This window comes from Caulobacter sp. GW821-FHT11E11 (genome assembly GCF_058808315.1).
Genome location: NZ_JBXARO010000001.1, coordinates 437,079 through 460,695, shown reverse-complemented (window position 1 = coordinate 460,695; position 23,617 = coordinate 437,079). Strand labels below are relative to the sequence as shown.

Genomic DNA, 23,617 nt, shown 5'->3' with positions numbered 1-23,617 from the left:
TGCCTGCTTTCCGAGCACGAAGGACATCCATACGTTGAACCGTCAGCTTCCCCCGCCAGCCCTGTCCGACGCGCCCCTGGCGCCCGGCCTCTATCTGGTGGCGACGCCGATCGGCAACCTGCGTGACATCACCCTTCGCGCGCTCGATGTGCTGGCCGCCTGCGACGTGCTGTTGGCCGAGGATACCCGCGTCACCGGCAAGCTGCTGTCGGCCTACGCCATCAAGACCAAGCTGGAACGCCACGACGAACACGTCGCCGAGCGCGCCATCCCCGGCATCCTGGAACGGCTGGAGGCCGGCGAGCGCGTGGCCCTGGTCTCGGACGCCGGCACGCCGATGGTCTCCGATCCCGGCTACCGCCTGGCCAAGGAGGCGATCGCCGCCGGCCACCCCGTGATCCCGATCCCCGGCGCTTCCGCCGCTCTCGCGGCGCTCACCTTGGCCGGCCTGCCCACCGACCGCTTCCTGTTCGCCGGCTTCCCGCCGCCTAAGAGCGCCGCGCGCCGGACCTTCTTGGAAGAGTTCGCCAACACCCGCGCCACCCTGATCTTCTACGAAGGCGCCTCGCGGGTCGACGACTGCCTGGCCGACATGGCCGCCGTGTTCGGCGGCACGCGCCAGGCCGCCGTGTGCCGCGAACTGACCAAGCTCTACGAGACCTGCATCCGCGGAACCCTGGCCGACCTCGCCGTCGACCCGCGCTTCGAAGCCCCCAAGGGCGAGATCGTCATCCTGGTCGGCCCCGGCAGCGAGAAGGTCGCCACAGTCGACGACGCCGAGGCCGCCCTGCGCGAAGCCATGGCCCGCCTGCCCCTGGGCGAGGCCGCTTCCGAGGTGGCCAAGGCCCTCGGTCTGTCCCGCAAGGACCTCTATCGCCAGGCGCTGGCGCTGAAGGAACAAGCCTAGTGGTCGCTCGCGCCCGCCAAGTCCGTGGCGCGGCGGCGCGCAAGCTCGGTCGCCGGGCCGAGGTCTGGGCGGCGCTCTGGCTGATGGCCAAGGGCTACCGGATCCTGGGCTTCCGCCTGGCCACCCCGCTCGGCGAAATCGACCTGCTGGCGCAACGCGGCAAGGTGCTGGCCGTTGTGGAGGTCAAGCAGAGGACGACGATCGAGGACGCCCTGGACGCCGTGACGCCCACCCAGCGCGAGCGCCTGCGCCGCGCGGCCGCCCATGTCAGCGCGCATCGCGCCAGCCTGCGCGACCTCTTCGTGCGCCTGGACCTGATCGCCCTGGCCCCCGGCCGCGCCCCGCGCCACCTGCCCGACGCCTGGTTGGGAGCGTAAGCATGACGCGCGACGACGCCGAGGAAATCCTGACCAAGGCCGGCGAAGGCACGGACGCGGACTTCCCGCTGTTCGACGCCGCCCTGGCCTGCGCCGTCCACGACGATCCCAGCCGCGACACCACGCCGGCCATCAACCTGGCCCGGGAAGCCGTCGACCGCCTGCGCCGCCGGGCCGAAGCCGAGTCGCCCGAGGAGGCCGTGGCCGAGACCCTGGCCGGCGACCTGCGCCTGACCGGCGACGTCCTGACCTACGACCACCCCGACAATGCCGACGTCATCGCCATCGCCGACCGCCGCAAGGGCCTGCCGGTGGCGCTCGGCGTCTTCTACCTGCACGCCGCCCGCCAGGTGGGGCTGGAGCTGCACGGCGTCGACTTCCCCGGCCACTTCCTGCTGCGCATCGAGACCGAGGAAGGCCCGCTGGCGCTCGACCCGTTCAGCGAAGGCCGGGTGGTGCTGCCCTCGGAGCTGTCGCGCCGGGCCTTACGCACCGGCCTGATGCCCGACGTCGCCTCGCGGCTCGAGCTGCTGATGGCCCCGATCTCGGACCGCGCCGTCCTGATCCGCCTGCAGAACAACATCTTCGCCCGCGCCCAGCAGGCCAAGGACTGGCCCCGCGCCGAACGCTCGGCCCTCCGCCGCGCCCTCCTGAACCCCAACGACCACCGCCCCTGGCTGGACGTCGCCGCCGCCCGCGAGGGCCAGGGGGCGCTGGCGGGGGCGCTACAGGCATTATCGCGGGCGCAGACCCTGGACGGCGGCGCGGCCATCGCGGCGCGGGCGGCGCGCGAACGGATGAGACTTCGGCTGAACTAGGACAGCGCACCGCCAATCGCGGCCGGCGCGATGCCGCGCCCAAAAAGTGAAGTCTGTAGTTGACTATTTTGGCGCCGCTCAATAGTGAAGTTGAAACTTCATCAATCTGGAGCGACGGCATGCCTGTCCTGTTCGACGGTTTCGAGATGAGAGAGACGTTCACCTGTTCGGTCGAGGCGCTGTTCGCGGCCTTCACCGATCCCGTGACCAAGCGCGCCTGGTATGCGGACGGCGAACACACCGCCACGCACGAGACGCTCGAATATACGCTCGACCCGCGCGTGGGCGGCAAGGAGGTCTTCCGCATCGTGCTGAACGACAAGACCCCGGTCCCAGGCCTGCGCATTGACATGGAAAGCGAGTGTATCGCGCGCGTCGACAACGCGCTGCTGGTCTGCTGCGCGCGCATGATGTCGGGCGGCAAGGTCGTCTCCATCGCCAATGAGACGTTCGAGTTCGCGGCGGACGGCGACAAGGCCAGCCTGAAGCTGACCCAGCAGGGCACCTATCTCGATGGTTCCGACGGGCCCGTCCTGCGTCGGCGCGGACACGAGCAGCTGCTCGCCGATCTGCGTCGCCACCTGGAGGCGTGACCGTGCGCTCCGCGACCGAAGGAGTCCCGCGCCAGGAGATCGAGGGCCTGCTGGCGGCCCTCGGGGACGGCACCCGGCGCAAGATCTTCTTTTCGCTCATGGATCGCGAGCAATCCATCAAGGACCTCGCCACCCCGCTGGGCATCACGCTGACAGGTTTGGGCCAGCATATCCGGGTCCTCGAAGGCGCCCGCCTGGTCAGCACGCGCAAGGTTGGACGGGAGCGCCTCTGCGCGGTCGATCCGGAAGGCCTGGAAAGGCTCGAGGCTTTCGCCCGCTTCCAGCAGACCTTGTGGCGTTCGCGTTTCGACGCCTTGCGGCAGATCCTGGAGGGCGACTAGACGCGCGCGGGGCCTTCGCCAGCGAAGACTTCTCGCAATCTCGCCATTCGCACTTAACTAGACGGTCGTCGCCCTCTAGGTCTGGGGCGTACAGAGCCCAGGAGCCCCCATGTCGCTGCGAGTCGCCGTCCAGATGGACCCCGTGCTGGGGATCAACATCGACACCGACACGACCTTCCTGATGATGATGGAGGCCAAGGAGCGCGGCCATAAGCTGTGGTTCTATACGCCCGACAAGCTGTCGCAGGAAGACGGCCGGGTGTTCGCGCGGGCCCAGCCGCTCGAAGTGTTCGCCGAGAAGGGCGCGCACGCCAAGCTGGGCGAGACCGTGGTGCTGGACATGAAGGACGACATCGACGTCGTGCTGATGCGCCAGGATCCGCCGTTCGACATGGCCTACATTACGGCCACCCACTTCCTGGACAAGATCCATCCGCACACCTTGGTGGTGAACAACCCGACCGAGGTCCGCAACGCGCCGGAAAAGCTGTTCGTCACCGACTTCCCGGGCGTGCAGCCGCCGACCCTGATCACCTCGGATCACGAGGCGATCTACGACTTCCGCGCCCGGCACGGCGACATCGTGCTGAAGCCGCTGTACGGCGGCGGCGGCTCGGGCGTGGCCCGTCTGCTGGCCGACGATCCCAACCTCGACGCCCTGCTGGAACTGCACGCCATGATCGGCCGCGAGCAGGTCATCGCCCAGAAGTTCGTGCCGGCCGTCAGCAAGGGCGACAAGCGGGTCCTGCTGGTCGATGGCGAGCCTGTGGGCGCCATCAACCGCGTGCCGGCCGCCGGCCAGGTGCGCTCGAACCTGCGGGTTGGCGGCCGCGCCGAGGCGGTGGCCCTGACCGCCCGCGACCTGGAGCTCTGCAAGATCATCGGCCCCGAATTGAAGCGCCGTGGACTGATCTTTGTCGGCATCGACGTCATTGGCGAGTACTTGACCGAGATCAACGTTACGTCGCCCACCGGCGCACAGCAGCTGAAGCGTTTTACCGGTATCAACGCCGCGGCCGTACTGTGGGATCGCATCGAGGACATTCGCCGCACCGGTGGGTAACTCTGCGGAAAGACGGAGATTTCCCGAAACGTTCGTTTTTCGTTCTTGCTCCATTTCGCAAGCTATGCTGTGACTTGTGGATAAAGTTCATTATCCATGAGGGTTTGCGATGGCCGCCAGCGTGGTCACCGTTGCATTCGAGGGTGTCGAGGCCCGGCGCGTCGACGTCGAGGTCCAGCTGACCACGGGACAGCACGTCTTCGTGGTCGTGGGCCTCGCCGACAAGGCTGTCGCCGAGAGTCGTGAGCGGGTGCGCGGCGCCTTTGCGGGGCTGGGTCTCTCGCTGCCCGGCAAGCGCATCGTCGCCAACCTGGCGCCGGCCGACCTGCCCAAGGAAGGCGCTCACTTCGACCTGCCGATCGCCCTGGCGGTGATGGCCGCGCTGGGCGTCATTCCGATGGACGCCCTCGACGGCTGGGCGGCGATCGGCGAGCTCTCCTTGGATGGCCGCATCATGCCCGTCGCCGGGGCGCTGCCGGCGGCGATGGCGGCCGGGGCCATGGGCCTTGGCTTGATCTGTCCGGAGGCCTCGGGACCCGAGGCGGCCTGGGCCGGCGACACCCGCATCCTGGCCCCGCGCTCGCTGGTCTCGCTGATCAACCACTTCCGGGGCAGCCAGATCCTGTCGGCGCCCGCGCCGGGTCCGATCATCGAGGCCGAGGCCGCCAAGGACCTGCGCGACGTCAAAGGCCAGGAGCACGCCAAGCGCGCCCTGGAGATCGCCGCGGCCGGCGGTCACAACCTGCTGTTCGTCGGTCCGCCCGGCTCGGGCAAGTCGATGCTGGCCCAGCGCCTGCCGGGCCTCCTGCCGCCCCTGACCTCCGCCGAGCTGCTGGAGACCTCGATGGTCCATTCAGTGGCGGGGTTGATCGCGCGTGGGGCCCTGACCCGTGCGCGACCCTACAGAGCGCCGCATCACAGCGCCTCGATGGCCGCCCTGACCGGTGGCGGGCTGAAGGCCAAGCCGGGCGAGGTGTCCCTGGCCCACAATGGCGTGCTGTTCCTGGATGAGCTCCCCGAGTTCGGCGCTCTTATGGCGGAAACACACCTAAGTCTCGGAACGGAGGCACGGAGTGATTTTTAGGTGTTAGGAGCGCCTCGCAAGTGCGTCCGACCGTTTCTAACAGGAAACCGTCGGCTCACTGCCAGGCTACGGGATGGCCGAGGTTACCGCGCCGCCGCTATCTCAGTACTGAAGGCCGGTGGGAATCGCGGCGCGTCCAGGCGTCGGACCATCAGTCAAGGTTCGGAATTTCCGAACTTGGGCTGGAAAAAATGTCTCTCAGGCATACACTGGAAAACGAAGTATCGGGTTGCCAAGGACCTCAATGGAGGTCCGGCAGAGACCCCCAAAGGCACCGGTAGTGCCGGGTGCGCCAGCGTCCGACCCAGACGTTAACTGGGTGACCTGTCTGGCGGCGGTGGACTAGACCGCCGCCAGAATCGGCCCTGCCGAAGGACGCAAGGGCATATTAACTCATCGAACAGCGTCTGCGAGTTTTGTTCTTAATACGTTCTTGTGGACGAGGGAAAGGGCTGTGGACGGGGCATAGCCATTGCGCAGTTTGGAACAATGCCCAGGCGCACTTTCGGTCAACACTTCAGCGTTGTAGTATCGACCATCAACGACGACTCGGCGAGCGGGAGGGGCGCGTTTGGAGCGCATCAATCAGTTCGAGTTCTATAAACTCGGTCAGCAGCTAACGAAGTTGTCTGAAATCCCTCAGGGCGATGTCGACGCTAGGGACGCCTTTTTTCCTATCGTTGAGTCGCGGGATGCGTTGGCGGAGTTGTTGAACGGAAAGCCGTTCGACCTAGGCAGCTCCAAGGCCTGCGCAGTGACGCTTCGAGACTGGCTCGGCGGGGTTGTTGAAGAGTGGTACCAATTGCCCCGTGACGAGGGTCTTGGTCACCGATGGAAGTTTCCGACCGACGACACCCCCAGGATACCGGAGTGGCGTTTCGGTCAAATTCGGAAGGCCCTTGAGGAGTTTGAGGTCGTTTTTCGCGAGGAGATGCGAGAGGCGTCCACATACCGAGTGCCAGATCGGGGAATTTTCAACACAGCCAAGTTGGTTGACGCGGCCGACGAGGCGTTCCCATCCCACCTGTTGAGGTTCATCCCGGAAAAGACCCGATACGATTGGAAATCGGCTGGGCGCTGCCTAGCCTTCAACCTCCTCTCAGCGTCGGGCTTTCACGTCGCGCGCGCTGTCGAGGGGGCATTGGAGGCCTACTACATGCTGTCGACGGGCAAGGAGAAGACCCTCAATGGCTGGTCTGACTACATCAAGCAGCTTGAGGCGGCCTTAGCGGCACCGACTCAGGCCCTTAAGCCCTCCGAGAAGGTGATCTCGGCGCTGAGGCAGATGAAGGACGACTATCGAAACCCCATCGTTCACCCGCGCGTCGTCCTTACGGATGCTGATGCGCGCATGCTGTTCTCGAACGGTGAGAGCCTGATTATCGCGATGGCGCAGGAGGTTGCCGAGGCTGAAAAGATTGCGCCGGCACCGGCCCTGTCTTTGGTCATGCGGGATGGTGCTGCATGAGAGTGAGTGAAGGTGCTGCGAGGACGACGCCGCGCCTCAACCCGCCTCTCGTAAAGCTAGCGAACTCGATACCCAATCCGCACGTTAACGGACTGGAAACTAAGCGCACGCCAAAGGAAACGGGCGACGCTCCCGCAAAGAACCGTCGCCCGCCAGAAGCCCGTTAGGACTTCTTCTTGCGAACCGGAACCGTCATCACAACCGTCGTTGACGGATGCTTGGCGGCGTAGCCCGGCGTCACGATACGACCAGTTTTAGCGCTGATCGCCATTTTGCGAGTCTTTGACACGAAAATCACCTCCTTTCCGAGGCAGCGGGCCTCGGCGGTCGGCTGGCATCGAATCGATGGCGATTTTCGAACTCGCAACGATGTTATCTATTTCGATTCCGCCCCCGGAGTCTTCCCGCGAAGCGTGGCAATGTGTCGCGCCTTGTATAGCTTGAGCACCTTCGAATTGATCGAAGCGTAGATAGCCCAAGGGTCGTAGCCGTCAGCCGCGTTCAATGCGCCAAATTAAGCCTTAACTTTGATCCGAAGATCTAAATCATACTGATCAATCGGAAGCAATTTTCTTGCTTCTCTAAAAAGATCTTCCCATGTTGTCCCTAAGTTCTCGTCGACAGGAAATTGGGAAATTCTGGGGGATGCATCCTTTGCGCCGGTGGCGCGATTAATTCCATAAATATCGACAACGGAACTAGCCATTCAACCCTCCGAAATTGGAATCAATTGAAGGTAGCATGCATGTGACTGGTTGGGCGGCCTGTCGGCGATACTTTCATTATCCAAGCCTGGTCACCCATCGTTCAGCGAGCGATGATTTCGTTCCTCCATGGTCAAACCAAGAATCCTTGCTGCCCTGGAACGTGATTACGCCCGGCTACTCGGTGAGTACGAAACGGCTGAACTGGCGATCGAGCCCGTCGTCGGGTTAGCCGCCATCGCGGAAGCCGACCGCCAGATCACTGAGCGCAAGGCCACATTGCAGGCGAAGATGGATCGGATCGCCCTGCGGATTCGCGTCGAATTCGATCCGATGTGGACGCACCACCACATCACACCACGCCCGCCGCGTTTCAGGCGCCGGTCGGGGCTGTCGCGTGCCGCCTATAAGGTGCTCAAATCCGCGAAGGAGCCATGCACAGCGCATGAACTCGCAAAGGCGATCGCGCCACTGCACGGCATCCGCGCGAACGACAATCGGGCGATTGCCAAGCTGGCGAACGCGATTTCCGTCTCATTCAGGCGGCTCCTCTGGGAAGGACTGATTGTCAGCGACGAGGGGAAGCCGATCCGCTGGTCCGCTCACGTGCGAGTTTGGCGGCCTGCTCCCTCGCCCTCTTGCGCCGCGTCAGTTCCTTTAGTTCGCGCTGCGTCGCGGCCTGGAGCAGCCAAGCCGGCCGCTTCCCCCAATACCCGACCAGTTCCGCGTCGGGGCGTAGGGCGGTCGCTCGCGCGAGCACTTTCCAGAACTGCTGACCGTTGCTGACCCGGCGGTGGTCGTCGCGCCAGGACAGTTCGTCGGCATATCGCTGAGCGTGCGCGGCGTTGAGTTGAAGATAGACCCCGCGCTCGGCGCGGCGGATGCGGGAATGCTGGGCCTCGACGCCGTTGATGTGGACGCCTTCGATGCTCAAGCCCTTCGTGTGGTTGACCGTCGAGTGGTCCGCGAACGGGATGAAGAAGCGGTTGTAGGCGGTTTGGTCGTCTGTCACGACGTGCGCGCTGGAATGGACCATTTCGAGGATCGCGGGTATCGCGGCCTTTTCGTCCTTCACGACCACGGCGCGCGATCGGCCACCGATGCGGCGCTCCCGCATGGTCACGATCGAGCGACGTTTCCGGTTATAGTCCTTGCGGGTGTCCGGGCGGTCAGCCTTCATATTCGCGGGCCGGACGTAGCCACCGATGTAGACGCCATCAATTTCCACTTCACCGGTGAGCGTGTTCTCGGCCTGCGCCGACGCCATCGCGCGGCGCAGTTTGTGCAGCAACACGAACGCGGTCTTGTATGAGCAATTGAGATCGCGGCTCAGGCGGAGAGCGGCGTTGCCGTTGACCCCGTTCACGAACAGCACGACGGCGACCAGGATGTCCTGAAAAGACATCTTCCGGCTCCGGAAGGTGGTCCCAGATGTGACGGTGAACTGCTTCTCGCAGGCCTTACATTTGAACAACCTGCGCGCCCGATACTCGTACACGGCGTCGCATCCGCAGTGAGGGCAAAACGCCTCCCCTCCGTTATCCGCGAAGCGGACCGCCTTGAACGCGGCGTAAGCTTCGTCGTCGCTCATACGAGCGATCTCGACGACGCTTAGCGTCCGCGCTTTGGCGCTGAGGAGAAAGTGCTGTTTCAAACCCGCCTTTCGTGGCATTTGTCATCGAATTCGATGTCATATGTCACGCAAAGGGCGGGGCAGCAATCGAAATGTCATCGAAAACGATGACGTATGCACCTCTGGGGGATGCGAATGCCGCTTTGGGACCGGAACGGCCTCACTGAAAAATGGGGTTCTGATGTCGCTAAGGCGCTCTTCAAAACTGAGATGAAGAAGCGAGGACTTACCTACGCCGGTCTAGTTGAAATATTGGAACGCAACGGCATTGAAGAAAACGAGCGCAACCTGAGAAATAAGATTTCAAAAGGCGCGTTTTCTGCCGCGTTTTTCTTTCAATGCATGTTGGCCATGCGGGTTCAAAACTTAGACATATCACATGAGTACCAGGAAATGGAAGAAGTTATGGGAAGTATAAACCGCCTCCTAGACAATGGTTAGTTGGGTATTAAATCTACAAACGAGCATCCTGCTGCGGCGGCTCTACGGATCGGCTCGTCCGAATTCTTGACTTATGCGATAGCCATGAGAGAATTAGAATTAATAGCCGAGAATTCTAATGGACACTCAATTCCCGACTGATCGCGCAATTCTGGTTTCCCTGCTCGACGCGGTCATGGCTCTATCTGACCGCCTGTTTCCAGGCGAGCGTATGCGCGTTGAAGTTCGATCGACCGACCCCAACAGCAAGGACTTTGTTGTTGTGAGCGGTAGTTCACTTACATCATGGATTAAGGCAGAAGCTTAGCGCGATCGACCTGCTCATTTTCCGGTAACCTTGAAAATATCTCTCTCATAAAATCACGATATTTGTGCAGATTTATAAGCTCGCGCTGCACTTCCCATACTTTAGGCGCGAAACTCTCAGGCCAATTCAACCCGTCCATACCAAGGTCTGTATTTAAGACGACCGGCGGCATTAACAGGTCAGGGCTATTTAGGCGAGTGAAGTGAAACCCGAGGGGGTAATTCCTCAAGCCGTCGACGACCCGGAGCAGCTTTCCAGCGAATCTCGGGTCTTCCGTGTTTTCACTGAGCGTAAAAAACTCATCAGCAAAATCGGATACACGCCTCTCGGTAAGCTTGTACTTCTTGGAAGCTTGATCGAAGTCTTCGGCTAAGCTCATATTGCTCTCGGTTCCTGAGGCGCAAACAAGGTGGCGGGTGGGGCTTCCAGCGCGTTAGCGATCTTTACTAGAAACTTGAGCGACGGGTTCTCTTCACCCCGCTCGACGCCGGCGACGTACCGCATCGCCACCCCGGATTCATGGGCCAGCTGCTCCTGCGTAAGGCCTTTCGCCTTACGCAGGCGGCGAATATTCGCCCCAACTATCGCCGCCCAATCCATCCCGGAATGTCCGGCGACAGGCAGTTTGGCTCCAGGAGCCATTCTGCCTATTTTGGTAACCCTCGATAGGCAAGATAGGCCCTATTCAACCACGAGAGGGTCCTATGTCTCTATCCGCTCTTGCTGTTGTCGCGCTGCTCCAGGCCGGCGCGCCCTACTGCCCTCAAGGCCATTCCCAAGCGGAGTGCAACGCGGTGTGGGCCGCTTCGCAGGCGTACGCCAACAGCGTGAAGGCGGCACCTCCACCGACGCGCGGCACATCAGTTCGGTCTTGGCGCCCTGACCAGGGGACGACCTGTACGGAGGTCCAAAACGGGCCGGCAGTGCGTCGGTCGGTGATCTATATCAGCGACAACAGTTCCCACCTGACCGACGACCCTAGTCCAGCCTTCTGGGAAGCGATGGGCTGTACGCTACCGGTCCGCGCGGCCGAACCGCCGACGTGGGATTCGGTATTCGCGAAGGTCGATCAAGCCAACGCGGTCGAGGAGCGACGAAAAGCCAGAGCGGCAGCTAAGGGCATCCGCCTCTGTGAAAGGGCGGAGTTCATGACCAACATGACTGATTGCGTGCGGCGGGCGCGCCTAGCCGATGCCCCGTAACCCGCCATCACCTACACGAAATAGGTGACGGCTTTGGGCTGGGCTGTGAAAAACGGATTCTCCCATGCGGATCGATTGCCGTCATGGCAGACCACGAACGGGTCGCCGGGGAAGATCGCTAGAACGGTTGCACTGTCGGTGTAGTGCCTCTGATGCTCACTCGTTTGGCCACGCGACTTCTTCTTGATCCACTGAACGCCCTGCAAGGTCTTGCCAACCGTGGCAGTCCATTCAGCCCCGTTGTGCTCATAGGTGATTGAGTAAATCCGCCGCCCAAGTGGTTCCGGCTCGCTCTGACAGAAGCGTGCCAAATCTCTGTAAGCTTCTTCGTAGGTGGTCGGGTCGACTATCGGGACGAAGAACGACGGAGTGTTTTCAGCGGGCATTTTTGACCTCGGAGGCCTAAGCGTGACGCCACTTCAGGTGGAACGTCAAGATTGCTTGCTCCTCAGTGGCCAACGCGATCACGATGCGGACCGTTCGAAATTCGGGGACCAGCCTATCTAGCGTTCTGTCCTGCGATCAGGAGCCGAGCGACATTCGCCCGCTCGGCGTCGCGGGCGATGATGCGGCCGTCACGCAGGCCGATGTAGCCATCACCGTCGTAGGCGCGGCTGACGATGTAAGTGTGCCGCCCACGGGTGAAGCGGAGCGGCTCGGTACGAGAGGGCGTCATGACGCCTCCCCGTGGATATAGGCGTCTACCGCCGCCAGATGCGCCACCAGAACGGCGCAGGCGCCGCGCGCCTCTAACTCCGGAGCTTGGTAGATGTAGCTGGGGTAGCGGAGCGATTGAGCCCCGTGGCAACCGTCAAGTTCCTCCACCAGGGCCGAGACGTTATTCGGCACTACGAAGCCACCCCTTGACGCGTGGCGCTGACAACGCTCAAGGCCGTGCCCGATCAGGATCAAGAACTCTTCATCCGTCCCCTGTCGGCTCAACGCGGCCTTGAAGGAGAGTTCGAGCGACTGCGCGACAAAGGCGTCAAATGGGCGAAGTATGCCGGCTGTGTTCGAAGTCAGTCGCTCGGCGGCGCCGGCGTACTCATAGGCGAGTGCGAGATATTGTTCCGCGCGGCTCATCGAACCAACTCCCAGCCCTTGTAACGACCATCCATCGGGATCGACCGCACGTACCCAAGACGTTGTTGAGCGGAGAGCGTGGCGCCGACGCGCTTGCGCATAAGGACGATCGTCTCGTCGTCCGCCTTCAGTCCGCGCGCCTTGATCTGGGCGTGGACGATTTCGAGCGATGTCAGCGGACGGTCCGCCGCTTTCAGCATCCGCAGGACGAAGATCGACGCTTCGCCCTTAGTGGCGCGATGCTTGGTCGGATAGCGGGCCACGCGGCTGATATCGGCGCTCGCATTGAACATGCGGATCGTCGCGTCGATGTGGTCGAGATCGCAGATGACCTTCCGCAACTCGGCGCGATGATACTTGATCATCCCCGCGAGCAGCGAGCGTTTCTCAAGAAGGCCGGCGACGGTGTTGGGGCGTTCAGGCTTGTTTTCCATGGGAAGAACGTAGCAAGAACAATAACTTGCGTCTCAGACGGCTAGGTGTGTTTCCGCCATAAGAGCGGAGTTCGGCCGCCAGGCGCTGGATAGCCTGCGCGCCCCGCTGGAGACCGGCGAAGTGATGGTGGCCCGCGCTAACTTCCACATCCGTTATCCGGCCCGCGTGCAGCTGGTCGCGGCCATGAACCCCTGCCGCTGCGGCCACGGCGGGGCCGGGCGCGGCGCGTGCGGCAAGGCCCCCAGGTGCCAGTTGGACTATCAGGGCCGGGTGTCGGGGCCGATGCTGGATCGCATCGACCTGGCCGTCGACATGCCCGCCGTCACCGCCGCCGATCTCTCCTTGCCGCCGCCGCAGGAGGGCTCGGCCGAGGTCGCCGCGCGGGTGGCGCGGGCTCGGACGCTGCAGCAGGCTCGCGCGGAAGACCTGGGCGCGGACGACGGCCTGAACGGCCGGGCCGAGGGCGCCTTCCTGGAGAAGATCACCGCCCTGGACGACCGCGGCCGCGCCCTGCTGGCCCAGGCCGCCGAGGCCGGCCGGATCAGCGCGCGCGGCTGGACCCGCACCCTGCGCCTGGCCCGCACCATCGCCGACCTGGAAGGCGCCGAGCGTGTCCAGCGCGTCCACGTCGCCGAAGCGCTGGCCTATCGGCGAACCAATACGCCGGGCGAAGGCGTGCCGGCCTAGGCCCGCGTCCGGTGCAGCTTGTGCATGTCGTCGCGACGCAGGCCACCGATCGCGGCGGCGACACTGGCGGCGAAGGCGCTGGTCAGGGCGCCGATACCGAGGAACAGCGACAGCTGCGCGCCGATCTGCGTGGCGCGGAGGACCTCGGCGGCCGACAGGTCGCCGGCGACCGGCGCGGGCGAGGTCGGCGCGGCCAGGGCGCCCAGGACCAGCAGGCCCACCACGCTGGCGGCCCAGGCCAGCAGGCCATGGGCGGTGTCGCGGAAATGGACCTCGTGATCGTGGACGTTCAGCCACTTGGTGCGCAGCCGCCCGGCGACATAGCCGCCCAGCATGCTGGCCACGACCTGGCAGGCGATGAACGCCGCGCCCAGGGCGGGGGTGAAGTCGCTGGACGACACGCCCAGCGGCCAGCGGGGCGCCATCTTCAGGCCAAAGCCCGCGCCCAGCGACAGCAGCACGAACAGCAGGGCGATCGTGGCGACGGCGCCGGCCAGGACAGCGTCCCAGCTAACGGCCGACTGGTTTTCTTCGCCCACATCCAGGGCGACGAGGTCAGGTGACAGAGCCATAGGACGTCCCCGTCTCAGAAATGGTGCGTGCAGAAGGCGAGCAGCAGGATGATCGGCAGCGGCACTCCGAGGAGCATCAGAAGGATCGATCGCATGGCGTGAGCTTCCCTGTTCGAGCTTGTTCACGCAGAACGGCGCCGCTCGATACCGGTTCCGGATTTGACCGCCCGTTAAGCCGCGCGGGGTAACCTCGATCTCCATGAGCGATCCGAAACCCGGCGTCACGCCCGAGCAGCTGGCCACCCTGAGCCACGAGTTCCGCACCCCGCTGAACGGCGTGCTGGGCATGGCGCGCCTGCTGGAAAACACCAAGCTGACGGCCGAGCAGCGGTCGTACGTCACGGCCCTGCGCGAGAGCGGCGACCACCTGCTGTCGCTGGTCAATGACGTGCTGCACTTCGCCCGCCTGGGCGCGGCCTCGATCGAGCTCTCCCTGGCCCCGGTCGATGTCGAGGGCCTGCTGCGCCAGGTCGCCGAACTGATGAGCCCCCGCGCCCACGAGAAGGGCGTCGAGATCGCCTGGGCCGCGCCCGCGACCCTGCCGACGATCCTGGCCGACGAGGGCCGCCTGCGGCAGATCCTGCTGAACTTCGCCGGCAACGCCGTGAAATTCACCGAGGCCGGCGGCGTCATGCTGACCGCCACCGCCACGTCCGAAGGCCGCATCCGCTTCTCGGTGGCCGACACTGGTCCCGGCGTCGCGCCCGAGGCCCGCCAACGGATCTTCGAGGCCTTCGTCCAGACCGATATCACCCACGCCACCCAGCTGGGCGGCGCGGGCCTGGGCCTGGCCATCGTCGCCCGCCTGGCCAACGCCATGGACGGCGAGGTCGGGGTCGGCGGCGAACTGGGCCAAGGCGCCGAGTTCTGGTTCGAAGCGCCCTTCGAGATTTCCGCCCCCGCGACCCGCGCCACGCCCTTGGAAGGCCGCAGCGTCGCCATCGCCTCGCCCAACGCCATCGTCCGCGCCGCCACCGTGCGCCAGATCGAAGCCGCCGGCGGCCGCGCCTTCGCCGCCGTCGACATCGCCTCGGCCCTGTCGGGCGCGCCGGCCGACGCCGTGCTGCTGATCGACGCCGCCCTGTCGGGCCCGCGCGGAGCCATCAAGCCGCCCGCCGGCCGCAAGGCCGTGGTGCTGCTGACGCCCGAGCAGCGCGACCGCATCGACCGCCTGAAGAGCGCCGGCTTCTCGGGCTACCTGATCAAGCCGCTGCGCGCCGCATCCCTGGTCGCCCAGGTGCTGCAGGCCGGCGCGACCGAAACCGCCGAGGCCGAAGCGCCCGCCCACGATGACCGCATCGCCGGAGCCGTGGCCCAGGGCGTGCGCGTGCTGCTGGCCGAGGACAATCCGATCAACGCCCTGCTGGCCCGCACCCTGCTGGAGCGCGAGGGCTGCAAGGTCGATCGCGTCGCCGACGGCGAGCAGGCCGTGGCCGCCGCTTCCGCGGGCGCGTACGACCTGATCCTGATGGACCTGCGCATGCCCGGCCTGTCGGGCGTCCAGGCCGCCAAGGCCTTGCGCGCCAAGGGCGTCGCCGCCCCGATCGCCGCCCTGACCGCCGACGCCTTCGACGAGGACAAGCGCGCCTGCCTGGCCGCCGGCATGGACGACTTCCTGGTGAAGCCCCTCACACAGGAGGCCCTGCGCGACGCTCTCAAGCGCTGGACCACGGGCGGGGCCGCGAGCGGCTGGACGAAAACCGCGACGCGAGCCAAGGTCGCCGGCTAAAGGGCGGGGCGATCCCCGCAGGGGGATCGCCAGATGACCGACACTGCCAAGCCGCAGGAGAAGAAGACCCTTCTCCAGACCCTGGCCTTCTTCCTGGAGCGGCGCAGCCTGGTGATGCTGGGCCTGGGCTTCGCGTCGGGCCTGCCCTACATGCTGATCTTCGACACCCTGTCGTTGTGGCTGCGCGACGCGGGCCTGTCCTTGGCGGTGATCGGCTTCTTCAGCCTGGCCACCCTGTCGTTCTCGTTCAAGTTCCTGTGGGCCCCGCTGATCGACCGGGCCAAGGTGCCGGTGCTGCATGGCCTGCTGGGCCATCGGCGGGCCTGGATCCTGGTCTTCCAGACCGCGATGATCCTGGGCCTGTTCGCCATCTCGGGCCTCAACCCCGCCTCGCAGCTGGCCGCCGTCGGCGCGGCCGCCGTGGCCGTGGGCTTCGCCACCGCCTCGCACGACATCGTCATCGACGCCTGGCGCATCGAGGTGGCGAACAAGGAAGAACAGGGCCCGATGGTCGTGGCCTACCAGTGGGGCTATCGCGTCGCGATGATCGCGGCCGGCGCCGGGCCGCTGCTGCTGGCCGAGCGCTTCGGCTGGAACTTCTCGTACGCCGTCATGGGCTTCGTGGTCGGGCTCGGCGTCCTGGCCACCCTGTGGGCCCCGCGCGAGGCCGAGCACACCATCCGCCCGATCCCGACCGGCGACGTCAACCAGCCCAAGGCGCTGGAGATCCTGGAATGGCTGACGCGCCTGGCCATCCTGCTGCTGGGCGCCCTGGTGCTGGGCTCGGGCCTGGCCGGCGACGCCACGCTGCTGTCCAAGCTGGTCGGCGGCGAGGCCCTGGCCGACGCCTGGACCGCCAAGCCCAACGGCGTCTGGCTGCAGCTGGTCGGGGTGATCATCGGCCTGGCCGTGGTCGTGGTCGCCGCCTGGCCGATCCCCAAGGTGCGCACCAAGCCCGGCGTCTACATGTCGACCGCGTTCGGCGAGCCGCTGATCGACTTCACCAAGCGCTTCCAAGGCGTGGCCGGCCTGATCCTGGCGGCGATCTGCGTCTATCGCGTCTCGGACTTCGTGCTCAACATTATGAACCCGTTCTACCGGGACCTGGGCTTCACCCTCACCGAGATCGCCGAGATCCGGAAGGTGTTCGGCATCATCGCCTCGATGATCGGCGTGTTCCTGGGCGGGGTCGTGGTGGCGCGGCTCGGCCTGATGAAGGCCCTGGTCATCGGCGCCTTCGCCCAGCCGATCAGCAACCTGCTGTTCGCCCTGCTGGCCATCAGCGGCCACAGCGTGCCGATGCTGTTCGCCTCGATCTGCATCGACAACCTGGCCGGCGGCATCGCGGGCACGGCCCTGATCGCCTACATGTCCAGCCTGACGACGGCGGGCTTCACGGCCACCCAGTACGCCCTGTTCTCGTCGCTATACGCGCTGCCCGGCAAGCTGATCGCCTCGCAGTCGGGCCGCATCGTCGAGGGCTCGGCCCTGGCCGCCGAAGCCGGCGGTCCGATCGGCCTCCTGAAGGGCCTCTTCACCCGCCTGCCGCCCGAAAGCTTCACCGCCGCCGGCGCCAAGCTGGGCGTCAGCGCCCAGGCCCTGGCGGCGGGCTACACGACCTTCTTCATCTACACGGCGCTGATCGGCGTGGTGGCGATCGTGCTGTCGTTCATGGTCGCGGCGCGGCAGAAGCCGGCGGAGCCTGAAGCGGCGGCGGCCTAGACCGCCAAACACACCACCTGGGCCACCCGCAGGTCGCGACGCAGCCCGTCGGCCACGCGGCCGTAGTTCTCGGTCGTGATCGGCTCGCTGGGCGCGAATTCCGACGGCGAGGGCCGGCGGTGCGGGCCCAGCAGGACCTTCAGGGTCTCGGGCGCGGTCGTGTAGATGCGGCCCCGGCGCGGCGCCTCGGCGACGGTGACGCCGATCACCCGCCCGGCGGCGTCCAGGGCCGGCGCGCCCGACAGGCCCGACAGGGTGCCCTTCAGATTGTCGGTGCGACCGACCTCGGCCCAGACCAGCACCGGCTCGGTGCGCGCGCCGCGCCCGTGGACGACCAGGTTCTCGCGGCCCAGCAGACGCGAGGCGGCCTCGCCCGGATGGCCCTGCGGGAAACCCGGATGATAGGCGCGCGCGCCCCGGCGCAGCGGCTGGTCCAGGCCCAACGGCACCGACGGCGCCCCGCCCTCGGTGGTCAGGATGGCCGCGTCGGCGCGCGGATCCACATGGATCTTGGCCGCGACGCCACGACCATCCGCGACGACGATCGCGGCGGACTTGCAGCCGTCGACTACGTGGCGCGCGGTCAGCCAAGTCCCGTCATCGCCGACCGAGAAGGCGGTGCCCGAGCCGGGCTCGGGACGGTCCGGCACCTGGACCACGATCGACGGATCGAACGGCGAGGACGGACCTAAAGGCAAGCCTTCCTCGCCCGGCACCGGCGGCGGCGGCGGCGGCGCGTCCGAGCGCTCCTGCCGGCCGACGGCGACGATCACCAGGGCGCTGACGGCCGCGGCGTAGACCAGCCAATCGGGAAGCTTGGGGAAATGCACTGTAAGGTCCCCCGACCGCGCCTGATCAGCCGGCCACGGCGGCGGCGAGGATCAGGGCGGTGGCCAGCTTGGCGCCGACCAGCAGGGCGGCGGCGGCGACCTCGCCCTCCTGGATGCGCTCGGGCAGGCCCTTCAGCACCATGTCGGTGACGCGGAACACCAGCAGCTGCACGGCGATGGTCGCCGCGCCCCAGATCATGATCTCGATCACCGAGGTCGAGGCGGTCAGCGAGATGGCCAGCGGAATGGCCAGGCCGACCATCACCCCACCCAGCGACAATGCGGCGGCCGAATTGCCCTCGCGGATCAGGGTGATTTCCTTGTGCGGGGTCAGCAGGGCGTACAGCGTCGTGCCCAGGATCAGCATGACCAGGGTCACGCTGGCGTGCAGCAGGGTGACCGGGAAGCCGGTGGCGAAGGCCTGGACCTCGGGCGACTGGAGCTGGGACGGCATGGACGCGGACTACCCCGAAAAACCCAGAGCGTGACAGCCGAAAATGGAAGCCGGTTTCGGCGCCCGTCACGCTCCAACAAAAGAGCGGAGCCCTGACTAACACGGGTCGACAAGATTTGCGTAGGGGGCGCCCGCGTCAGGGGAGCCGAGGCCTACTTGTAGAAGCCTTCGCGCAGGTTCAGGCCGTGCTCGACGAAGACCTTCATGGCGCACAGCATGCCGGTCCAGCCCTCGCAATTGCCGAAGGCGGCCTTCTCGCCCGCCGGGGAGTCGCTCCAGCCGGCCTCGTGGATCTTGACCAGGGTGCGGCCATCGCCGGTGTCGGCGAAGGTCATGGTCACCTCGGTCTTGTTGGTGGCGTTCGGCTCGGCCGAGCCCCAGCGCAAGACGATCTTCTCGTTGGCGACGACCTCAACCACCTCGACCGGGAAGGCGCCCGGGAAGTCATGGAAGTCCCAGGTGACGGTCGCGCCGGTCTCCAGCCGCCCCTGGGCGCCGCCGGTGGTGAAATAACCCGACAGCCGCTTGGGGTCGGCGACGGCCTCGAAGACCTCGGACACCGGCTTGGCGATCCGGCCACTGACGGTGAATTCGTGCGCCATGGGACATCTCCTCGCTTGCTGGCGCGAACCATGTGTTATAATCTTATAACATGTCAAGCGAGGACGAAGCGGACCTGATCTTCAAGGCCCTGGGCCACCGGGTCCGGCGGCGGATTCTCGATCTTCTGAAGGAAGAGCCGCTGACCACCGGCATGCTGTGCGCGCGGTTCGTCGAGCTGGATCGCTGCACGGTGATGCAGCACCTGGGCGTGCTGGAAGACGCTGGCCTGGTCGTCGCCGAACGCCGCGGCCGCGAACGCTGGAACCACCTGGACGCCCTGCCCGTGCATGAAATTCACGAACGCTGGATCGGCCCCTACGCGGCCTATGCGGCCAGCATGCTCAGCCGGCTGAAGAAGGTGGTGGAGACGGCAGACTGAACGCTGCCGCTCACAGCGCATGCACAATCCAGAATGGCGCAGAAATTCCATTGCGCCCCATAAGAGAGCCGCTCTAGGTTAACGACGCGCGGCGCGGGCCGTGTCGCCGGGGGGCGCTGACATGGACAGACGAACATTCCTGCTCGCCGTGGCGAGCCTGCCGCTGTCGCCGACGGCGCGCAGCCGGATTCTGGTGATCGGCGATTCCGTGGCCTGGGGCCAGGGACTGCTCGAACCCCAGAAGATGCACAACTTGCTGGCCGCCAAGCTGCTGGAAAGCGACGGAGCCGAGGCCAGCGTGCTCGCCTACGGCGCCTCGGGCGCGATCATCGGGACGCCCGACGCCACGTGGCCGCAGGTGGTTCCCGGCTGGTGGCCGCGTGAGATCCCTCAGGATCGCCCCACCCTGTACGAACAGGTTCGTCAGGTTGTCGAGGAGCATCCCGACCGCCTGTTCGACGCGATCGTGGTGATCGGCGGCATCAACGACGTCAACGCCCGCACGATCTACAACCCCTTCAAGACCACGCCGGCCGATATCATCGACCTCTGCGACAAGCACTGTCGCCAGGGAATGACCCGGTTCCTGCAGACGGTCAGCGAAACCTTCGTAACGGCCAACCCACAGGTGAAGGTGCTGGTCTGCGGCTACTATCCGGTGCTGAGCGGGTTCTCGAAGCCGCCCAATATCTGGATCCTGCTGAAGGCGTTCGCGGTCGAATACACGCGCTGGCCCAGGATCCGCCGCAAGCAGAAGGACCTCAAGGGCCTGGATCCGATCGCCGACGCCACCCGCAACAGCCTGGCCTTCAACGACGCCTCGAAGGCGGCGCTGAGCGCGGCGGTCGCGGCGGAGAACGCACGGACCGGCGGCGGAAACTTCCGCTTCGTCGATCCGGGAATTTCCGAGGAAGAAGCCGCCTTCACCCCGAAAGCCCTGATCTTCGGGCTCGACCGCGAGGGCGTGGCGCAGGATCCGATCCGGAAGGACCGCGAGATCTATTGCAAGCGCCTGGTGCAAAAGCCGAAGGGCGACAAGCGTTTCATCTGCGACCGGGCCTCGGTCGGCCACCCCAATGTCGGCGGCGCACGACGTTACGCCGAGGCGTTGTTCGCGGCGTTGAAGACCACGGTCGCCTGATCGGCGCGAGACCCCTTAAGCCGCCTCATCCTCGTCGTCGTCGCTCAGCACGCCGGCCATCGCCGCCAGCGAAAGCTTGCGCAGCGCCGAGGCGCGGACCTTCTCGCTCTCGCTCTTCAGCTGGCCGCAGGCGGCCAGGATATCGCGGCCGCGCGGGGTGCGGATCGGCGAGGAGTAGCCGGCCTTGTTGAGGATCGCGGCGAAGGCCTCGATCGTCGACCAGTCCGAGCAGAGGTAGTCGCTGCCCGGCCACGGATTGAACGGGATCAGGTTGACCTTGGCCGGGATGCCTTTGATCAGCTTCACGAGGGCGCGGGCCTCGTCGGGGCTGTCGTTGACGCCCTTCAGCATAACGTATTCGAAGGTCACGCGGCGGGCGTTGGACAGGCCCGGATAGGCGCGGATGCCGGCCATCAGCTCGGCGATCGGATATTTTTTGTTCAGCGGCACCAGCTCGTCGCGCAGGGCGTCGTTGGTGGCGTGCAGGCTGATCGCCAGCATGGCCTGGGTCGTATTGCCCAGCTTTTCCAGCATCGGCACGACGCCCGAGGTCGAGACCGTGATCCGGCGACGCGAGATGCCGATGCCCTCGTTGTCGCTGATGATCTCGATGGCGTCGGCCACCTGGCCCAGATTGTACAGCGGCTCGCCCATGCCCATGAACACGATGTTCGACAGGACGCGGTCTTCCTTGTCCGACGGCCATTCGGCCAGGTCGTCCTTGGCCACCTGCACCTGGGCGACGATCTCGGCGGCGGTCAGGTTGCGGACCAGCGGCTGGGTGCCGGTGTGGCAGAAGCTGCAGTTCAGCGTGCAGCCGACCTGGCTGGACACGCACAGGGCGCCGGCGCGGCCGACGCCGGGGATGTAGACGCTCTCGACCTCGATGCCCGGGGCCATGCGGATCAGCCACTTGCGGGTGCCGTCCTTGGACACCTGGCGCTCGACGATCTCGGGACGGGCGATGCTGAAGGTCTCGGCCAGGCGCGCGCGCGTCTCCTTGGCGACGTCGCTCATGTTGGCGAAGTCAGTGACGCCGCGATGGTGCATCCAGCGGAAGATCTGGGTGGCGCGCATCTTGGCCTTGCCGTGCTCGACCACGCCGCTCTCGACCAGGGCCGCGACCAGTTGCGGGCGCGTGAGGCCCGAGAGGTTGACCATGGGTTTTGCGACGGGGATGGCGGGCGCGGCGTCGGTGGAGACGCGCGACAGGTCTAGGGTGACGCTCAAGGGGGTGTCCGGATGCTCGGGGGTCGAGGCGGACATATAGCAGGTCCGGGCCGGTTTTCCAAAAAAGGCCCTAGAGACCTCTCGTCACACCTTCCGGAACTTGCCGCCCTGGTTGGCGATCAGGGCCAGGGCCCAGTCGTCGGGGACGATCTTGGCGATGGCGGCGATGGCCTTGTTCGGGGCGCCGGGGACGCAGATCGAGCGGTTGGCCTCGGCGGCCTCGTAGCCGGCGGCGGCCACTTCGTCGGCGCCCAGCCACAGCCATTCGGGCACGCCCTGGGTGACCTGGGCGCGGGTGCCGTTGACGTCGTGGAATTCCGAATAGGTGAAGCCAGGGCACAGGGCGCTAACATGCACCCCGTTCTGCAGGTTCTCCAGGTGCAGGCTCTGGGAGAACTTGACGAGAAAGCCCTTGGTCGCCGCGTACAGGGTGTGGCCGGCCGCGCCGGGGACCAGCCCCGCCAGCGAGGCGACATTGACGATGCGGCCGAACTTGCGCTCGACCATGCCCGGCAGGACCTTGTGGGTCATCTCGCAGACGCTGGTCAGCATCAGCTGCAGGAACTTGGCCTGGTCGGCCCAGGAGGTGGAGTCATAGGTGCCCGGCAGGCCGTAGCCGGCGTTGTTGACCAGGGCGTCGACGACGCGGCCCTGCTCGGCGATGGCTGCCAGCACGGTGTCGACACCGGCCGGCTCGGCCAGGTCGGCGGGGATGGCATAGGCCTCGACGCCCGAGCGCAGCTTGATCTCGGCGGCCAGGCCCTCGAGGCGGTCGGCCCGGCGCGCGGTCAGGGCCACGTCATAACCGTGGCTGGCGTAGATGCGGGCGGAGGCGGCCCCGATGCCGGCGGAGGCGCCGGTGATCAGGGCGAGGCGGCGGGCCATGGGTGATCCGGTGGAAGACTAAACTTCGCCGGAGACGAGCACGGCCCGTGATTTGGTTCAAGCAATCCTCCGGAAAGGGGGCGGAAGGGGCGCGCGATGGGGTCGGGCGCGCCCCTTCCGAGGCCGCTGCGGGGAGGGAAAACCGCGCGGCCTTAGGGCAGTTGGTTAGGCGGCCTTGCCGAGTTCGGCGGCGGCGTTGGCGCCGACGGCCCAGCGGACCGCGGCCTTGGCCACGCGCTCGCCCAGCAGGCGGGCGGTCTCACGGTCGCCGGCCGGCGGGGTGATCTCGGTCGAGGCGTTGTCCGACTGGGCCGCGACGCCCAGGAACGAGCCGACGCGGTTCAGCGTGTCGGGGCCCCGCTCGGCGGCGGTCACGTTCGGCGGCGCGATGCCCAGGTTGATCCAGTTCATGCCGTGCTGGGCGGCCAGGATCGTCAGGCTCTCCAGGGCGTGGCCCTTGTCGCCGGCGAAGCTGTGCGAGTTGGTGAAGCCGGCGGCCAGCTTGTCCTTCCAGGCGCCGGTGAAGAAGGCGCTGGCGGTGGCGTCGGCGAACACTTTGAACACGCCCGAGACGTCGCCCATGTAGGTCGGCGCGCCGAACACGACGGCGTCGGCGGCGGTGATCTGGTCGATCAGCGGCGCGAAGTCCTGGGCGGCATTGTCGATCTTCAGCAGCACGGCGGTCTGGCCGGCGTCACGGACGCCCTCGGCGACCTTGTGGGCCAGGACTTCGGTGTGGCCGTAGCCGGAATGGTAGGCGATGGCGACGGTGGTCATTTTGGTTTCCCTCGTATTCGAAACTGAAACGGTAGCGATTACGTAAGATCGCTCGATCGGACCGCCAGAGGATCAGTAACAAGGTTGGGTGCAATTTTTCTGCGGGTCGGTTTCAGCGGCGCTTCAAGCGAGGCCTCGGCGAACGACGAAAT

At 65.9% G+C, this 23,617-nt stretch carries 27 protein-coding genes and 3 pseudogenes; 15 read left to right on the top strand and 15 right to left on the bottom strand.

Translation table 11 applies throughout. The features are described from left to right. The first annotated feature begins 34 nt into the window (after nt 1–34). From rsmI to AC1RR5_RS02310, 8 genes and pseudogenes are all read left to right on the top strand, one after another. Nucleotides 35–907: a 16S rRNA (cytidine(1402)-2'-O)-methyltransferase gene (gene rsmI / locus AC1RR5_RS02345; RefSeq protein WP_492919486.1), complete on the top strand. Its 873-nt coding sequence runs from the start codon at nt 35–37 to the stop codon at nt 905–907. Further along, a complete protein-coding gene (locus AC1RR5_RS02340) occupies nt 907–1,284 on the top strand; it encodes a YraN family protein (RefSeq protein ID WP_492919485.1) in 378 nt (125 codons plus the stop codon). The genes rsmI and AC1RR5_RS02340 overlap by 1 nt, the downstream gene beginning before the upstream one ends. 2 nt (nt 1,285–1,286) lie before the next feature. Further along, on the top strand, nt 1,287–2,102 hold the full coding sequence (locus AC1RR5_RS02335; RefSeq protein ID WP_492919484.1) for a SirB1 family protein: 816 nt from the start codon (nt 1,287–1,289) through the stop codon (nt 2,100–2,102). A gap of 59 nt (nt 2,103–2,161) precedes the next feature. Beyond that, nucleotides 2,162–2,695, top strand: coding sequence for an SRPBCC domain-containing protein (locus AC1RR5_RS02330; protein WP_492919483.1), 534 nt, complete (start codon nt 2,162–2,164; stop codon nt 2,693–2,695). Next, nucleotides 2,692–3,036, top strand: a complete 345-nt coding sequence (locus AC1RR5_RS02325) for an ArsR/SmtB family transcription factor (RefSeq protein WP_492919482.1) — start codon at nt 2,692–2,694, stop codon at nt 3,034–3,036. Before AC1RR5_RS02330 ends, AC1RR5_RS02325 begins: the two co-directional genes overlap by 4 nt. Nucleotides 3,037–3,145: 109 nt before the next feature. Further along, the gene (gene gshB / locus AC1RR5_RS02320) at nt 3,146–4,099 is read left to right on the top strand and encodes a glutathione synthase (protein WP_492919481.1); all 954 of its coding nucleotides are present in this window, start codon (nt 3,146–3,148) and stop codon (nt 4,097–4,099) included. 109 nt (nt 4,100–4,208) lie between these two features. Further along, nucleotides 4,209–5,126, top strand: a pseudogene (locus AC1RR5_RS02315) (YifB family Mg chelatase-like AAA ATPase); the annotation flags it as partial. A 628-nt stretch (nt 5,127–5,754) separates the two neighbouring features. Beyond that, complete coding sequence (locus AC1RR5_RS02310; protein WP_492919480.1) at nt 5,755–6,651, top strand: hypothetical protein; 897 nt, start codon at nt 5,755–5,757, stop codon at nt 6,649–6,651. Nucleotides 6,652–7,165: 514 nt separating this feature from the next. On the opposite strand, the gene AC1RR5_RS02305 is transcribed toward AC1RR5_RS02310, so the two are convergent. Together AC1RR5_RS02305 and AC1RR5_RS02300 are read right to left on the bottom strand one after the other, a co-directional pair. Then, nucleotides 7,166–7,357 (bottom strand): hypothetical protein, encoded by a 192-nt coding sequence (locus AC1RR5_RS02305; protein WP_492919479.1) that lies wholly within the window; start codon nt 7,355–7,357, stop codon nt 7,166–7,168. 689 nt (nt 7,358–8,046) lie between these two features. Next, a pseudogene (locus tag AC1RR5_RS02300) lies at nt 8,047–9,009 on the bottom strand (IS1595 family transposase); the annotation flags it as partial. 114 nt (nt 9,010–9,123) lie between these two features. Between AC1RR5_RS02300 and AC1RR5_RS02295 the strand changes: the two are divergent. After that, nucleotides 9,124–9,429 (top strand): DUF6471 domain-containing protein, encoded by a 306-nt coding sequence (locus AC1RR5_RS02295; RefSeq protein ID WP_492919478.1) that lies wholly within the window; start codon nt 9,124–9,126, stop codon nt 9,427–9,429. Nucleotides 9,430–9,719: 290 nt separating this feature from the next. Here the strand turns inward: AC1RR5_RS02295 and AC1RR5_RS02290 are convergent, their stop codons facing one another. Next, entirely contained in the window at nt 9,720–10,115 is a 396-nt protein-coding gene (locus AC1RR5_RS02290; RefSeq protein ID WP_492919477.1) for a hypothetical protein, read from the bottom strand. Next, a complete protein-coding gene (locus AC1RR5_RS02285) occupies nt 10,112–10,336 on the bottom strand; it encodes a helix-turn-helix domain-containing protein (RefSeq protein WP_492919798.1) in 225 nt (74 codons plus the stop codon). The genes AC1RR5_RS02290 and AC1RR5_RS02285 overlap by 4 nt, the downstream gene beginning before the upstream one ends. A gap of 335 nt (nt 10,337–10,671) precedes the next feature. Here AC1RR5_RS02285 and AC1RR5_RS02280 point away from each other — a divergent pair, with 335 nt between their 5' ends. Beyond that, nucleotides 10,672–10,938 (top strand): hypothetical protein, encoded by a 267-nt coding sequence (locus AC1RR5_RS02280; protein ID WP_492919476.1) that lies wholly within the window; start codon nt 10,672–10,674, stop codon nt 10,936–10,938. 11 nt (nt 10,939–10,949) lie between these two features. On the opposite strand, the gene AC1RR5_RS02275 is transcribed toward AC1RR5_RS02280, so the two are convergent. The 4 genes from AC1RR5_RS02275 to AC1RR5_RS02260 form a co-directional block, all read right to left on the bottom strand. Continuing rightward, nucleotides 10,950–11,324: a hypothetical protein gene (locus AC1RR5_RS02275; RefSeq protein WP_492919475.1), complete on the bottom strand. Its 375-nt coding sequence runs from the start codon at nt 11,322–11,324 to the stop codon at nt 10,950–10,952. Nucleotides 11,325–11,437: 113 nt separating this feature from the next. Further along, complete coding sequence (locus tag AC1RR5_RS02270; protein WP_492919474.1) at nt 11,438–11,614, bottom strand: hypothetical protein; 177 nt, start codon at nt 11,612–11,614, stop codon at nt 11,438–11,440. Further along, a complete protein-coding gene (locus AC1RR5_RS02265) occupies nt 11,611–12,021 on the bottom strand; it encodes a hypothetical protein (RefSeq protein WP_492919473.1) in 411 nt (136 codons plus the stop codon). The genes AC1RR5_RS02270 and AC1RR5_RS02265 overlap by 4 nt, the downstream gene beginning before the upstream one ends. After that, nucleotides 12,018–12,455: a hypothetical protein gene (locus AC1RR5_RS02260; RefSeq protein WP_492919472.1), complete on the bottom strand. Its 438-nt coding sequence runs from the start codon at nt 12,453–12,455 to the stop codon at nt 12,018–12,020. The genes AC1RR5_RS02265 and AC1RR5_RS02260 overlap by 4 nt, the downstream gene beginning before the upstream one ends. 67 nt (nt 12,456–12,522) lie before the next feature. Between AC1RR5_RS02260 and AC1RR5_RS02255 the strand changes: the two are divergent. After that, nucleotides 12,523–13,143 (top strand): annotated as a pseudogene (locus tag AC1RR5_RS02255) (ATP-binding protein); the annotation flags it as partial. Here AC1RR5_RS02255 and AC1RR5_RS02250 read toward each other — a convergent pair. Further along, nucleotides 13,140–13,715, bottom strand: coding sequence for a hypothetical protein (locus tag AC1RR5_RS02250; RefSeq protein WP_492919471.1), 576 nt, complete (start codon nt 13,713–13,715; stop codon nt 13,140–13,142). The pseudogene AC1RR5_RS02255 and the gene AC1RR5_RS02250 sit on opposite strands and share 4 nt — an antisense overlap. A gap of 199 nt (nt 13,716–13,914) precedes the next feature. On the opposite strand from AC1RR5_RS02250, the gene AC1RR5_RS02245 reads away from it, so the two are divergent. Together AC1RR5_RS02245 and AC1RR5_RS02240 are read left to right on the top strand one after the other, a co-directional pair. Further along, complete coding sequence (locus AC1RR5_RS02245; protein WP_492919470.1) at nt 13,915–15,444, top strand: response regulator; 1,530 nt, start codon at nt 13,915–13,917, stop codon at nt 15,442–15,444. A 33-nt stretch (nt 15,445–15,477) separates the two neighbouring features. Then, the gene (locus AC1RR5_RS02240; RefSeq protein ID WP_492919469.1) at nt 15,478–17,166 is read left to right on the top strand and encodes an AmpG family muropeptide MFS transporter; all 1,689 of its coding nucleotides are present in this window, start codon (nt 15,478–15,480) and stop codon (nt 17,164–17,166) included. Here the strand turns inward: AC1RR5_RS02240 and AC1RR5_RS02235 are convergent. The 3 genes from AC1RR5_RS02235 to AC1RR5_RS02225 form a co-directional block, all read right to left on the bottom strand. Continuing rightward, nucleotides 17,163–17,996, bottom strand: a complete 834-nt coding sequence (locus tag AC1RR5_RS02235) for a S1 family peptidase (RefSeq protein WP_492919468.1) — start codon at nt 17,994–17,996, stop codon at nt 17,163–17,165. The genes AC1RR5_RS02240 and AC1RR5_RS02235 overlap by 4 nt on opposite strands. Before the next feature lie 25 nt (nt 17,997–18,021). Next, complete coding sequence (locus AC1RR5_RS02230; protein ID WP_492919467.1) at nt 18,022–18,450, bottom strand: DUF350 domain-containing protein; 429 nt, start codon at nt 18,448–18,450, stop codon at nt 18,022–18,024. Nucleotides 18,451–18,602: 152 nt separating this feature from the next. Then, on the bottom strand, nt 18,603–19,052 hold the full coding sequence (locus AC1RR5_RS02225; protein WP_492919466.1) for an SRPBCC domain-containing protein: 450 nt from the start codon (nt 19,050–19,052) through the stop codon (nt 18,603–18,605). Nucleotides 19,053–19,102: 50 nt separating this feature from the next. On the opposite strand from AC1RR5_RS02225, the gene AC1RR5_RS02220 reads away from it, so the two are divergent. Both AC1RR5_RS02220 and AC1RR5_RS02215 read left to right on the top strand, forming a co-directional pair. Next, a complete protein-coding gene (locus AC1RR5_RS02220; protein ID WP_492919465.1) occupies nt 19,103–19,432 on the top strand; it encodes an ArsR/SmtB family transcription factor in 330 nt (109 codons plus the stop codon). A gap of 121 nt (nt 19,433–19,553) precedes the next feature. Beyond that, complete coding sequence (locus AC1RR5_RS02215; protein ID WP_492919464.1) at nt 19,554–20,573, top strand: SGNH/GDSL hydrolase family protein; 1,020 nt, start codon at nt 19,554–19,556, stop codon at nt 20,571–20,573. A 15-nt stretch (nt 20,574–20,588) separates the two neighbouring features. Here the strand turns inward: AC1RR5_RS02215 and rlmN are convergent, their stop codons facing one another. From rlmN to AC1RR5_RS02200, 3 genes are all read right to left on the bottom strand, one after another. Beyond that, nucleotides 20,589–21,803, bottom strand: a complete 1,215-nt coding sequence (gene rlmN / locus AC1RR5_RS02210) for a dual-specificity RNA methyltransferase RlmN (protein ID WP_492919797.1) — start codon at nt 21,801–21,803, stop codon at nt 20,589–20,591. Nucleotides 21,804–21,887: 84 nt separating this feature from the next. Next, nucleotides 21,888–22,688 carry an SDR family NAD(P)-dependent oxidoreductase gene (locus AC1RR5_RS02205; RefSeq protein WP_492919463.1) on the bottom strand — a complete coding sequence of 267 codons (801 nt, stop codon included), beginning with the start codon at nt 22,686–22,688 and terminating at the stop codon, nt 21,888–21,890. A gap of 165 nt (nt 22,689–22,853) precedes the next feature. Then, nucleotides 22,854–23,465, bottom strand: coding sequence for a flavodoxin family protein (locus AC1RR5_RS02200; protein ID WP_492919462.1), 612 nt, complete (start codon nt 23,463–23,465; stop codon nt 22,854–22,856). Between the last annotated feature and the right edge of the window lie 152 nt (nt 23,466–23,617).